Below are 12,023 nucleotides of genomic sequence, written 5' to 3' on the forward strand. Positions count from 1 at the left end.
CCGCTAGCTGAGCCGCGTGGACTGGCGCAGCGGCGGCGCCGTCGTCGTCCGGATAATCAGCCGGTGCGGCGCCACAGCGGACTGCACGGAGCCGGAAATGCCGTCGAGCTCGTCCAGCAGCATTTTGGTGCCGAGTTCGGCCTGCTGGTCCGGGCGCTGCCCGACTGTGGTCAGGCCCATGGCCTCGGCGAAGTCGTGGTCGTCGATGCCGATGACCGAGAGGTCCTCCGGGACGCGCACACCGGCTTTGTTGGCCTCGAAGATGACGCCCATGGCCATCTCATCGGAGGCGCAGAAGATTGCTGTGGGCTTGGCACCGCCGGTGGCCCAGAGGCGGCGGAATGCCTCCTGACCGCTGCGGACGGTGAAGTCCCCCCAGAGGTCCCATTCGGCCCGGACGGGCAGCCGCGACTCGCCCATGATGTCGTGGAAAGCCTGGATCCGGACCCTGGGGACGTCGAAGTTGAGGTCGGTTTCGTCGTCGCCGTGCAGGAGCGCGATGTCCGTGTGGCCCAGCCCGATCAGGTGGCGCACTGCGGTGGCGGCCGCGGCGTAGTCGTCGATGCCGATGTAGGGGCACTCCTCGACGTGGCCTCCCACCACCACCAGCGGGATGTCGATTTTCTGGAGATGCTCGATTTCCTCGTGGGTGAGCGCCATGCAGAGGACCAGCAGGGCGTCGATCTGCTTGTAGACCATGGTCTTGCTGAAGAGCCGCTCACGGTGGCTGCCGTGGCCGCCGAGGTTGAAGAGGGAAAGGTTGTACTGCCGGGAGTGGAGTTCCCGGTCGGCTCCCTCGATGGCCTTGGAGAAGAACCAGCGGCTGACGAACGGGGCCAGGACGCCGATGGTTTTGGTCCGGCCCGTCGCCAGGCCGGACGCCGAGGACGACGCGACGTAGCCCAAGGATTCGGCGATGCCGAGGATCTTCTCGCGGGTTGCCGGGGAAACACGGGGCAGTCCCCGGACGGCACGGGATACGGTGGCCGTTGACACGCCCGCAGCGGCGGCGACATCCTCAATGCTGACGCCCGAGTGGCCGCCGCGCTGCGCCCGTTCCGTCCGTGCCACCTGTGCCCCCTAATTAACGGTCCGTGGAAGCCTGGCGGCTGCCCGCAGACGTGTTGCGTCCGCCTCCCCCCGGCGGCTGAATAATCCTGCCCGGCTGCTGCCCGGCTCCTGCCCGGCTGCTGTCCCCCTGCTAGGAGTGCCGGCTGGCCGTCCGGCGCGGCAAACGCCGGCGCAGCCGGATCATCCCGTAGAGGGCCAGCAACATGGCGAGCAGACCCAGGGCCCAGAAGAGGGCTGGCTGGGCGGTCACTTCCATCCAGACAGTGACCACCAGCAGCACCACGGCCCAAAAGCCGAGGAACCCGATGATGATGTCGAAGTCCTCGCCGGAGCGCACCTTTCGACGCGTCGCCGGCACGTGACCCTGGTTCTGCTCGTCAGTCATCACGCCTCAGTCACTTAACCGCGCCGGCCGTGAGGCCCGCGACAATCTTACGCTGGAACACCAGCACCAGGATGACCAAGGGAATGGTCACAATAGTGCCCGCAGCCATGATGGCGGTGTACGGAATCTGGTTCGGCTGCGCACCGGCGAAGCTCGCAATGGCCACGGTGACCGGCTGCGTTGCGTCGGACGAAAGCTGGCTGGCGATCAGGAATTCATTCCACGATGAGATGAAGGCCAGGATGGCGGTTGTGAAGATGGCCGGTGCGGCCAGCGGCATGATGACCTTCCGGAAGGCCTGTCCCTGCGTGCAGCCGTCCACCCGGGCCGATTCCTCGAGCTCCCACGGCATCTCCCGGAAGAAGGAGGTCATGGTGTAGACCGTCAGCGGCAGCACGAACGAGATGTTCGGGATGATCAGGGCCTGGTAGGTGCCCATCCAGCCGATGTTCGTGAAGAGCTGGAACAGCGGGGTGATGAGGGCGACGCCGGGGAACATGGAAGCGCCCAGGATGAAGCCCAGCACAAGGTACTTGAACTTGAAGTTCAAGCGGGCCAGTGCGTAGGCGGCAAACACGCCGATCACCAGCGACACCAGGGTGACGACGGTGCCGATGAACAAGCTGTTCAGCAGTGCCTGGCCAAAGTGGTTGCCGAAGGACGTGTCGAACGCCGTCTTGAAGTTGTCCAGCGTGATGTGAGTCGGCAGGATCGAGGTGTCGTAGGTGTAGCCGACGTCGCGGAACGCCGTCACCACCATCCAGTAGGCCGGAGCCAGGCACCAGAAGAGGATCACGACCGCACTGATGTAGGTCCGGCTCTGGGCCCACTTCTCGCGGTTCTGCGCGGCCTTCCGCCCCCGGTCCTGCTCTGCGCGCAGCTCGGTTGCGGCGCTCGTCGCGGCGGTCATTTCTTCCCCTTACCTGCGCCGGTCTGCTGCTCCACCACGTTCGCTCCGAGGAAGCGCACGAAGATGAAAGCCACCAGAAAGATGATGATGAACGTGATGGTGGACAAAGCCGCCGCCGCGTTGAAGCCCTGCCTGATCTGGTTGATCACCAGGATGGAGAGCGTGGTGGTGTTGTTCGCTCCGCCGGTCAGGATGTAGGGGAGGTCGAACATGCGCAGCGCGTCCAGGGTGCGGAACAGGATGGCCACCATGAGCGCCGGTTTCACCAGCGGCAGGGTGATCATCCGGAACCGCTGCCAGGCTGAGGCGCCGTCGACCTTGGCCGCCTCGTACACTTCCGCGGGAATCATCTGCAGGCCGGCAAGAATCAACAGCGCCATGAACGGCGTGGTCTTCCAGACGTCCGCGATGATCACGGCCCACCTGGCCGGCCATTCGCTGCCGGTCCATAGGACGGTGGTGTTGAAGAGCTTGTTGCCGATGCCTTCGAAGGCGAAGATGAACAGCCACAGCTTGGCCGTCACGGCGGTGGGGATGGCCCACGGCACCAGGACGGCTGCACGGACCAGGCTGCGGCCCTTGAAGGCCCGTGCCATGATGACGGCCATCCAGAAGCCGAGCACGGTCTCCAGTGCCACCGTCACGATGGTGAAGAAGAACGTGGTGCCGGTGGCGGACCAGAACTGCGCGCCGAGGGTTCCCGGCGGGCAGTCAACGGTTCCGCCGGACGGTGCCGGGCATTGCTGGAAAATCCAGTTGTAGTAGTTCGAGAAGCCGGCCGGGCCACCCTCAACGAAGAGACCCGTAGCGGGGTCCAGACCGGCATCCTTCTGGAATGACATCACAATGGCGGTGATGATCGGATACACGATCACTACCGACAATGCGAGGATGGTCGGCGCCAGCAGCCAAGCTGCCCAGCGCCCCTGCGTCGCGATGCGGTTGTCCTCCCCAACACCCTTGGGTGCGTGGTGGATCGGTGCCCCGCCCGACGCCGGTGCCTTGACCGACGTCGGGCCTACTTCAGTTGCCATGATGGACCTACTGTCCCGCGCTAGCGGACTCGATGGACTTCTGCATGTCGGACAGGGCCGCGTCTACAGTCTTCTCGCCCTTGATGGCCGAGTACGCGTTTTCCTGGATGGCCTTGGTGACGGCCGGGTAGAACGGGGTGACCGGGCGCGGCACGGCGTTCTCGATCGAGGTCTTCAGGACCGGCAGGTACGGCAGCTTGGCGACGAGCTCCTTGTCGTCGTAGAGCTTGCCGAGCACCGGTGCGAGCGAACCCTGCGTGGCGAAGAACTTCTGGGTCTCTTCGGTGGTGAGGAACTTCAGGAAGTCCACCGCGGTGGCCTTGTTCTTGGAGTAGACGCTGATCGCGGCGCTGTGGCCGCCGAGGGACGAGGCGCCCGGACCGGTCTTGCCGGGGAGTGCGGTCATGCCCAGGACGTCCTTGACCTTGGAGGAGCCTTCGGTGGTGGCCAGGTTGTAGACGTAGGGCCAGTTGCGCAGGAACAGCAGCTTGCCGTCCTGGAATGCCTGGCGGCTTTCCTCTTCCTGGAACGTGATGGCTTCCTTCGGGATCGAGCCGTCTGCGTAGGCCTTGGTCAGGTTGGCCATGCCGGCCTTTGCCTCCGCGGTGAGCAGGTTGGGCTTGCCGTTCTCGTCCAGCACGGCTCCGCCGGCGGAGTTGATTGCCTCGGAGGCGTTGACGGTCAGCCCCTCATACTTCTTGAACTGGCCGGAGTAGCAGCCGATGTTGTTGGTCTTGGCGATGGAGCACATGCTCATCATCTCGTCCCAGGTCTTCGGGGGCGTGGGGACCAGGTCCTTGCGGTAGTACAGGATGCCGCCGTCGGATGATTCCGGTGCCGCGTACAGCGTGCCCTTGTAGGAAGCGGCATCAACGGTCGGCTTCAGCATGGCCGAGGTATCCAGCGCCATCTTGTCCTTGAGCGGCTGCAGCCAGCCCTTGGCGGCGAATTCGGCGGTCCAGACGACGTCGACGCTCGCGACGTCGTAGCCGGGGTCCTTGGCCTGGAAGTGCTGGACGAGGTCGTCGTGCTGCTGGTCGGCCTGGTCGGTCTGCTCCTTGAAGGTGACCTTTTCGTTCGGGTGGGCGGCGTTCCACTTGTCGATCAGCGGGCGGACCACGTTGCTGTTGTCCTTGCCCTGAACGTAAGTAATGGGGCCGCGCCCGTCCAGGCCCTGCGAGGCGGCGTCGCTGCCGCTGGTAGTGCCGCCACCTCCGCCGCCACACGCCGAAAGGGTGATAGCCAAAATGCCTGCCGTGGCGACGGGAAGTAGGAAATTGCGGGTTTTCATACTGGAGTGCTCCTCGCTGAGTACCGGTGAAAAACGGCCGTACTGATGGTGTGCCGACCATCACAGTAATCAACAGGCAGTCCGGAATGCAAGCGTTTACATGAAACCTTTATGCAAAGGAGATTCCGTGGCCCGCCCGCCGGCCGGCCACCTCAGCGGACCCGCTCGGAACGGCCGAACCGCGACCGCGCGCCGGATCCGATGTGGATCAGCACCGGGGTGCGTTTGCCGATCACCGCGTCGAGCGCCTCTACCAGGGCGGAAACTTCGGCGGCGAGCCGGTGCGGGGCGACGCCCTGGCGCGGTTCCACCCGGATCTTGAGGGCCGGCTCACCGCTGATCTTGTAGGCGGCGACCGTGACGCCGGCCAGGTCGGGCCGGTCCGCCAGCGCCGCGCGGAGAGTCTGCTCCGCCACGCCGCCGCTGATTCCGACGTTGCCGGGCACCTCACCCGGGTCCTCCTCTGCCACGAGCAGGCTGGTCCGGCCCGTACCCTGTTGGGCAATCCAGGCGATCATCAGGCCAATCACCACCAGCAGCGCCACGCAGATGGCAAGCCACAGCCAGCTCCCCTGGCGGCGGGGGAATTGCGTCCGTTCGAACAAATCGAGCCAGAAGCTCAGGACGCCGCCGGCCCACTCATGCCACCACACGCCCACGGCCGGGACGCTTGCAAGCAGTATCAGGAGGACGCCGACGGCGAGGAGCAGGATGCCAAGGATGCCAATCAGTACGCGGTTCAGCGCCCGGGGGGTGTTGTTCATGCCCCCACCACCCCGGCTGTGGATACCTGGATCCGCACTTCCGGCATCGGCCAGGGGCCCATTTCCTCCACTTCCCGGCGCACAGCATCCAGGACGGCGTCCGGGCGCAGCGGCACACCGGAGGTCGGCCGGACGTTGACCGTGATCCGATTCCGCGACACGACCACCATCACCTGTTCCTTGGCCACGTTGGCGGCCAGCCGGGCCCGGCGCGCCAGGGCAGCGGCGATCACCTCATCGTCCACCACGACGGCGGCCCGGCGGTCCGGGAGCAGGTGGCGTGCCCGCCGGCCGGGCAGCACGGCATTGAGGAAGAAGAACAATCCGGCCATCGCGATCACAGCGCCCGTGACACCGAGCAGAAGCGGCGGGATTCCCGCCGGGAGCGCGACTACCCGCTCGGCCGCGGTCTGCGGATCCACGAGCCACGGCGGCTGCCCGATCGCACGGACCCCGGTCTCAAGCAGCGCATAGCCGAACACGACCATGACCAGGCCGGCCGCGATCACGGACACAACAGCGCGCGATGTGTGCGTCTCCCGTTTCACTATCCGGCCCATGCCCGCGGCGCCGGAACCCAACGGCGCGCTCCCCTGCACCGCATCGGCGTCGTGCCCGGCGGAGTCGATCCCGGCGTTCTGGGTGTCCTGGCTCAATGTACCCGGCCTCCCCCGCGCACGGCGGCCCCGCTGATGCGGATGTCCACCCGGCTCAGCTGCGCTCCGGTCAGTTCCGTCACGCGGCGCAGAATCTCGGCCTTGGCGGCGACGGCACGCTCCCAGATGGAACCGCCGAATCCGGCGACGCGGCCGGGGTCCCGGACCACAGCGGTGAGATTCGGGACCGCGACGGGCATGACAAGCGACAGGGCGAGCAGCCCGTCATCGTCCGACCAGTCGGCGCGGACGTCGTGCGCCGGGACACCGAGGGCCTCCCCCGCGGCCGCCCGGGCCACGCTCGTCAGGGCCTGGGTGCTGATGCGGTTGTGCCCGGCCACCGCGGCGCCGGGGATCGGCGCTTCTGCCGTGATGCTCATGAGGAGGAACGCCGGCCCGTGAGGGCGTCAAACACGCTTCGCAGGTCCAGCTTCCCCTCTGCGGCCCGGCCCAGGAGGGCGCCAATGGCCATGAAGAACAGGGAGCCGAGGAAGCCCCAGACACCGAACTGGAAGGACATGAAGGCCACGAAGGCGCCCATGGCGATTCCCACTACCGTCAGACTCATTGGATTGCCTCCCTGACTGGCCGGGCCTCGGCGGACGCGGCCGGTTTGGCCGGGCCGGGCACATAAACGTCGTTGATCTCGATATTGACCTCGATCACTTCGAGACCCACCAGTTCCCCGACGGCGGCGTAGACGACGGCGCGGACCTGGTCCGCGAGGGTCTGCAGGGGGGTGCCGTACACCGCAACAAGATCGATGTCCACGGCGACCTGCGTTTCGCCGACTTCCACGCGGACGCCTGCTGCGTGATCAGCGTTGCCGACGGCGTCGCGGATGGCCCCGAGGGCGCGTGAGGGTCCTGATCCCAACGAATAGACGCCGGGCACCGATCGGGCGGCGATGCCCGCTACCTTGGCGACGGCAGTTTCCGCTATGACCGTGCGGCCGGTGCCGGCCGGCGCGGACAGACCGTCTGTAGGACTGACCAGGGCATCGGGACCGGGCTGACCGGCTGCGAGCCCGGCAACGTGTTGACCGGCCGCAGGACCGGCGACGGGTTGAGAATTCTGGTATTCCATAACGCACTCCCCCTTCTCTTTGACACAACCCTAGTCCCTGCCTTGGGGCGCGTGGGGGAATCTTGCGGCGCCCGTTCCCACAGTCCATGCAGGTGGGGGCGGGAACGGGCGGCCTGCATCGGGGACAAGGCCAGCCGTCTGTCCGCCGCGGGATGTCAGCCGGGGGCCGACGCGGGCGTTGGCCTGGCCGAACCCCCTACTTGCAGTTGGTGGCGATCCAGGTCGTGACCGGCGCCATGGCGGCCTGGAGCTTTCCGCTGGAGAAGACCGTCTGGTCGGTGACTCCGGCAACGGCCACCTCCTTGAGGTTGGCGAAGTCGGCCTTGAGGCTGTCCGGGACGCGTTCGGCCGTCTCGGCCAGCTCCGTTTTGAACTGTTCCAGTTCCGCCGTCTTGCCTTGGGCGGCCGACAGCGGAAGGAGCGTGGCGCCGGTTGCCTGCTCCGAGATCTTGGAGCACGCCTCGGCTGCGCTGGTGAAGCCGCCGAACGGTCCCGAGGTCCCGCTGGGGCTCGGCGTGGCGGACGTGGAAGCGGTGGACTCGCCACCGGCGGACGTGCCCGCGGCGGACGAAGGCGCGCTGCCGGCTTGCGGGGCCGAACACCCGGTAAGCGCCAGGGCTGCGAGGAGGGCGGTTGCGGCGAGAGGACGGGCAATATTCTTCGAAGTCACGGTGCAGAATCACTTTTCGGTTGAGATTACGCCGCCTGCCCGGACCGGGCTGCCGGCGGCCTTGGTGTTCTTTCCCCAGCGTGCGAGTCTAGCCCGGCCGGCTGGACGGCCCCCAAACGGTCGCCGCCGTCGGCCGCCGCCCGCCTCCCCCGTCGATAAAGCGGAGCACCAGATGGGTGTTAAAGAAGAAAAGCACCAGTTCTCAAAGAACTGATGCTTCCCAGTGGTGGCTCCGACCGGCGTCGATCCGGTGACCTTTCGATTTTCAGTCGAACGCTCTACCAACTGAGCTACAGAGCCTAGGTGACATGTCACCTTGAAGGCCGGAACTTCTTCCGGCAATCAGAGCGACCCTGACGGGACTTGAACCCGCGACCTCCGCCGTGACAGGGCGGCGCGCTAACCAACTGCGCTACAGGGCCTTGCTTGTTTACTGCTTGTTCTTGCTGCCTGCGATATCGCTACCGCAGATTTTCAAGGCCTTTAGCCTACCAGACTTTTTCACCCGGTTTGACCAGTTCCTTGCGTACCCCCAACGGGATTCGAACCCGTGCCGCCGCCGTGAAAGGGCGGTGTCCTAGGCCGCTAGACGATGGGGGCCAGGACGCCATCCGTCGGAACATATCAGGGCAAAAATTAAGGGCCGAAGCCTGTCGTTTTTGTCCTTTCGGGTTCCTCCGAACTGGACTATAAAACTATAAGGGCAGACCCCCGGATTATCCAAAATCGGTCCTTCCCGCCGATACAAAGCCGGGCCAAGATAGGGGCGGGGCCGGGCAGAGTGGGTGCAAGATGGACTGATGGATGCCGTTGATGCCCTCAATGAGATTGCGTTCTGGCTCGAACGCGGGCTCGCCCCCACCTTCAAGATCCAGGCGTTCCGCAAGGCAGCCGGGATTGTCGGCGCCCTGGACCCGGAGGAGGTCGCAGCGCGGGCACGCAACGGCAGACTCAAGAGCATGAAGGGGATCGGCGACAGAACGTTCGAGGTCATCCGGCAGGCGGTCGACGGCGGCGTGCCCGACTACCTTGAGGATCTGCGCCAACGCGGGCAGCAACCCCTCGCGACCGGCGGCGCCGAACTGCGCTCGGCCCTCCGCGGGGACCTGCACAGCCACAGCGACTGGTCCGACGGCGGGTCCTCGATCGGACTGATGGCTGACGCCGCCCGGACGCTGGGCCGGGATTACCTCGCCCTGACGGACCACTCCCCCAACCTCAAGATTGCCAACGGCCTGAGCGCCGAACGCCTTCGGGAACAGCTGGACATTGTTGCGGACATCAACGCGGACGGCGGGGACTTCCGCCTCCTGGCCGGGATCGAGGTGGACATCCTGGAGGACGGCACCCTGGACCAGTCCCCGGAGATGCTGGACCGGCTGGACATCGTCGTGGCGAGCGTCCACTCGAAGCTCCGCTCCGACCGGCGCACCATGACCGAGCGGATGCTGGGCGCCATCAATGATCCGCACACGAACGTCCTCGGCCACTGCACCGGCCGGCTGCTGCAGGGGTCGAGGGGAACCCGCCCGCAGTCCGAGTTCGACTCCGCGCGCGTGTTCGCAGCGTGCGCCGGCAATAATGTGGCCGTCGAAATCAATTCCCGCCCCGAACGGCAGGATCCGCCGGACGAGCTGATCCGGCTGGCCCTCGATTCCGGCTGTCTGTTCAGCATCGACAGCGACGCCCATGCGCCGGGCCAGCTGGATTTCCTGCAGTACGGCGCCGAGCGTGCGGCCTCGAACGGGGTACCCGCCGAGCGGATCGTCACCACCTGGCCGCTGGATCGGCTGCTGGAGTGGGCCGGAAGCGGCAAATAGCGACCGGACAGCTGCCCTGGGCCAGGCCCCAGGGCTACCCAGCCCGCCGATGCCCAGTCCGACGATGCTTAGGCCCGGGACGGCTCCGGCCCTTCGGGCCTCCACGGCGTGGGCCTGGGCAGCCAGCGCGGGACATTGCTGCGGTACTCCTCGTACGCCGCACCGAACTTCCGGGCCAGTGTGGGCTCCTCGTACTGCCGGACGAAACCCACCACCGGGATGGCGCCGATGCCCAGAGCCAGGAAGAGCTTCGGCTGGCCCAGCAGGAGCCCCTGCCCCGCGACGGCCGCGGCAATGGACACGTACATCGGATTCCGCACGTACCGGTAAAGGCCGCCAACCACCAGTTGCCTGGGCGGGGCAAATGGCGCGGGGGTCCCGATGCCCTCGACGGCGAAATGCACAAAGGAGTTCGCGATGACGGCGGCGCCCGCACCGATCATCATGGCGCCCGCGATCTGCGCGGGCACCCCGCCGGGGACCGGGGACTCCACTTTCCAGCGGGTCAGCAGCCACGGCACCACGGCGGCGGCGGTTGCGGGGGCGACCGCGAAGACGGCTGTGCCGATTGCTGCACGCCGTCGTTCGCTGACCGAAGCTGGGGATGCTGTCATACCAGCAATCGTGACCCCGCCATGTTGAGCGGACAAGGGCCCACCGGCCCAACCCCGGGGACGGAGGGATCAGCCTGAGCTTCCCGACACTTCGCGTGGGGCGGCGCGGGGTGGCGCGGGGTGGCGCGGCGGGCGGGCGCGGTTCAGGTAAGCAGCAGCACGGCAAGGGTGACCATCACGACGGCGATTCCGGCGTCGAGCACGCGCCAGGCCGTCCGGCGCCGGAACAGCGACGTCAGGAACCGCGCCCCCGCGCCGAGGGCGGTGAACCAGGCAATGCTTCCCAGGCCGGCCCCGGCGGCGAACCACCAGCGCCCGGCTTCGCCCTGGGCGGCAGCGAGGGACCCGAGCAGCAGCACCGTGTCCAGGTAGACGTGCGGGTTCAGCCAGGTGAAGGCCAGGCAGGTGCCAAGGACGGCGGCGCGGCCGGCGGCGGGCTTGTCGCCGGGATTCTCCATCTGCTCCCCGCGGACCGCACGCCGGGCCGCGAGCGCCCCGTAGGCAAGGAGGAACGCGGCCCCGGCCCACCGGATCACGACGAGGGCAGCGGGCGCCCGGTCCAGGAGGATGCCGATGCCCGCGACGCCCAGCAGGATCAGCACGAGGTCCGAGACCGCGCAGACTGCCACCACCATGACGACGTGCGAGCGCTGGATGCCCTGCCGGAGGACAAAAGCGTTCTGCGCGCCGATGGCAACGATGAGGGACAGGCCGGCGGAGAGACCGGAAAACAGGGGAAGGATCACCACTCCACGGTAGGCGCCCGCCAAAGATGAAACCAGTTAAAGATTCTGCTGATACGTAAGATGGGCTAATGATGGAGATCACCCCCGAACAGGCCCGGACGCTGGCCGCGATTCTGACGCACGGGAGCTTCGACGCCGCGGCCGCGCACCTGTCCGTGACGCCGTCGGCGATCAGCCAGCGGGTCCGGGCACTCGAGACCGCCGTCGGGCGGCCGGTCCTGACCCGGGCGCGGCCGCCCGGACTCACGGAGTCCGGCGAGGCCGTGGTGCGCTTCGCCCGGCAGCTGGAAATGCTTTCTGCGGACCTGGCCGAGGAACTGCAGCCGGAGCACCCCCGCGGAGGGACGCGCCTGACGCTGGTGATCAACAGCGATTCCTTGCACACCTGGGCGTTGGCCGGCCTCGCGGCGGCCAGTGACAACGTCCAGCTCGAGATCCTGCGTGAAAACCAGGAGCACTCGTTGGACCTGCTGCGCGCCGGAGCCGCCGCGGCCGCCATCACGGAGACAGCCCAGCCCGTGCCCGGCTGCTCGTCGAGCAAGCTGGGCACCATGCGCTATTTGCCGGTGTGCGCTCCGGGCTTCGCCCGCCGCTGGTTTGGGGCGGGTGCGACTGGCGCGACGCTCGCCGCGGCTCCCGTTGTGGTCTTCGACCGCAAGGACGACCTGCAGGACCGCTGGCTGCGCCGGGTCAGCCGGGCCTCCCTGCAGCCGCCGCGCCACTATGTCCCGGCCGCCCAGGAGTTTGGCGATGCCATCCGCTGGGGCATGGGCTGGGGCATGATGCCCGAAATCGAAATCGGCGAGGACCTGCTGGCCGGCAGGCTCGAGGCCCTCGCCCCGCGAGCGCACGTGGACGTTGTCCTCTACTGGCAGCAGTGGCGGCGCGGCTCGGCAGCGCTGAACGACGTCGCGGCCGCTGTCCGGACGGCAGCGCGCGTCCTGCGCTGAGGCCATTCGGGATGTTGGCAGGATCT

15 protein-coding genes and 3 tRNA genes are annotated in these 12,023 nt (G+C 67.2%); 2 read left to right on the forward strand and 16 right to left on the reverse strand.

What is annotated here, in order from left to right; genetic code table 11:
• Positions 1 to 3: 3 nt before the first annotated feature.
• The 14 genes from AC1DFR_RS10250 to AC1DFR_RS10315 all read right to left on the reverse strand — a co-directional run bounded on the left by AC1DFR_RS10250 (position 4) and on the right by AC1DFR_RS10315 (position 8,467).
• Positions 4 to 1,071, reverse strand: a complete 1,068-nt coding sequence (locus AC1DFR_RS10250) for a LacI family DNA-binding transcriptional regulator (protein WP_476873258.1) — start codon at positions 1,069 to 1,071, stop codon at positions 4 to 6.
• A gap of 130 nt (positions 1,072 to 1,201) precedes the next feature.
• A complete protein-coding gene (locus tag AC1DFR_RS10255) occupies positions 1,202 to 1,456 on the reverse strand; it encodes a hypothetical protein (protein WP_079552393.1) in 255 nt (84 codons plus the stop codon).
• A gap of 10 nt (positions 1,457 to 1,466) precedes the next feature.
• Complete coding sequence (locus AC1DFR_RS10260) at positions 1,467 to 2,366, reverse strand: carbohydrate ABC transporter permease (protein WP_223914586.1); 900 nt, start codon at positions 2,364 to 2,366, stop codon at positions 1,467 to 1,469.
• Entirely contained in the window at positions 2,363 to 3,400 is a 1,038-nt protein-coding gene (locus AC1DFR_RS10265; RefSeq protein ID WP_026266860.1) for a carbohydrate ABC transporter permease, read from the reverse strand. The genes AC1DFR_RS10260 and AC1DFR_RS10265 overlap by 4 nt, the downstream gene beginning before the upstream one ends.
• A 7-nt stretch (positions 3,401 to 3,407) precedes the next feature.
• Entirely contained in the window at positions 3,408 to 4,691 is a 1,284-nt protein-coding gene (locus AC1DFR_RS10270) for an ABC transporter substrate-binding protein (protein WP_028277787.1), read from the reverse strand.
• 152 nt (positions 4,692 to 4,843) lie between these two features.
• Positions 4,844 to 5,455: a hypothetical protein gene (locus AC1DFR_RS10275; protein ID WP_230007798.1), complete on the reverse strand. Its 612-nt coding sequence runs from the start codon at positions 5,453 to 5,455 to the stop codon at positions 4,844 to 4,846.
• Positions 5,452 to 6,111, reverse strand: a complete 660-nt coding sequence (locus tag AC1DFR_RS10280; RefSeq protein ID WP_476873259.1) for a hypothetical protein — start codon at positions 6,109 to 6,111, stop codon at positions 5,452 to 5,454. Before AC1DFR_RS10280 ends, AC1DFR_RS10275 begins: the two co-directional genes overlap by 4 nt.
• Positions 6,108 to 6,491 carry a hypothetical protein gene (locus tag AC1DFR_RS10285; protein WP_476851809.1) on the reverse strand — a complete coding sequence of 128 codons (384 nt, stop codon included), beginning with the start codon at positions 6,489 to 6,491 and terminating at the stop codon, positions 6,108 to 6,110. The genes AC1DFR_RS10280 and AC1DFR_RS10285 overlap by 4 nt, the downstream gene beginning before the upstream one ends.
• Positions 6,488 to 6,679, reverse strand: a complete 192-nt coding sequence (locus tag AC1DFR_RS10290; RefSeq protein ID WP_223914590.1) for a hypothetical protein — start codon at positions 6,677 to 6,679, stop codon at positions 6,488 to 6,490. Before AC1DFR_RS10290 ends, AC1DFR_RS10285 begins: the two co-directional genes overlap by 4 nt.
• Complete coding sequence (locus AC1DFR_RS10295) at positions 6,676 to 7,197, reverse strand: Asp23/Gls24 family envelope stress response protein (protein ID WP_230012588.1); 522 nt, start codon at positions 7,195 to 7,197, stop codon at positions 6,676 to 6,678. Before AC1DFR_RS10295 ends, AC1DFR_RS10290 begins: the two co-directional genes overlap by 4 nt.
• Before the next feature lie 196 nt (positions 7,198 to 7,393).
• Complete coding sequence (locus AC1DFR_RS10300) at positions 7,394 to 7,867, reverse strand: hypothetical protein (RefSeq protein ID WP_476873260.1); 474 nt, start codon at positions 7,865 to 7,867, stop codon at positions 7,394 to 7,396.
• 224 nt (positions 7,868 to 8,091) lie between these two features.
• A tRNA-Phe gene (locus AC1DFR_RS10305) sits at positions 8,092 to 8,167 on the reverse strand.
• A gap of 48 nt (positions 8,168 to 8,215) precedes the next feature.
• Positions 8,216 to 8,289 (reverse strand) — tRNA-Asp (locus AC1DFR_RS10310).
• Positions 8,290 to 8,394: 105 nt separating this feature from the next.
• A tRNA-Glu gene (locus tag AC1DFR_RS10315) sits at positions 8,395 to 8,467 on the reverse strand.
• A 200-nt stretch (positions 8,468 to 8,667) separates the two neighbouring features.
• Between AC1DFR_RS10315 and AC1DFR_RS10320 the strand changes: the two genes are divergently transcribed.
• Positions 8,668 to 9,687: a PHP domain-containing protein gene (locus tag AC1DFR_RS10320; protein ID WP_476873261.1), complete on the forward strand. Its 1,020-nt coding sequence runs from the start codon at positions 8,668 to 8,670 to the stop codon at positions 9,685 to 9,687.
• A gap of 68 nt (positions 9,688 to 9,755) precedes the next feature.
• Here AC1DFR_RS10320 and AC1DFR_RS10325 read toward each other — a convergent pair whose 3' ends face one another.
• Both AC1DFR_RS10325 and AC1DFR_RS10330 read right to left on the reverse strand, forming a co-directional pair.
• Positions 9,756 to 10,301: a methyltransferase family protein gene (locus tag AC1DFR_RS10325; protein ID WP_476873262.1), complete on the reverse strand. Its 546-nt coding sequence runs from the start codon at positions 10,299 to 10,301 to the stop codon at positions 9,756 to 9,758.
• Positions 10,302 to 10,444: 143 nt separating this feature from the next.
• Positions 10,445 to 11,047 carry a LysE/ArgO family amino acid transporter gene (locus tag AC1DFR_RS10330; RefSeq protein ID WP_476873263.1) on the reverse strand — a complete coding sequence of 201 codons (603 nt, stop codon included), beginning with the start codon at positions 11,045 to 11,047 and terminating at the stop codon, positions 10,445 to 10,447.
• Between the two features lie 68 nt (positions 11,048 to 11,115).
• Between AC1DFR_RS10330 and AC1DFR_RS10335 the strand changes: the two genes are divergently transcribed.
• Positions 11,116 to 11,997 carry an ArgP/LysG family DNA-binding transcriptional regulator gene (locus tag AC1DFR_RS10335; RefSeq protein WP_476873264.1) on the forward strand — a complete coding sequence of 294 codons (882 nt, stop codon included), beginning with the start codon at positions 11,116 to 11,118 and terminating at the stop codon, positions 11,995 to 11,997.
• Positions 11,998 to 12,023: the final 26 nt, after the last annotated feature.

It is taken from the genome of Arthrobacter sp. 05T410 (assembly GCF_056396505.1).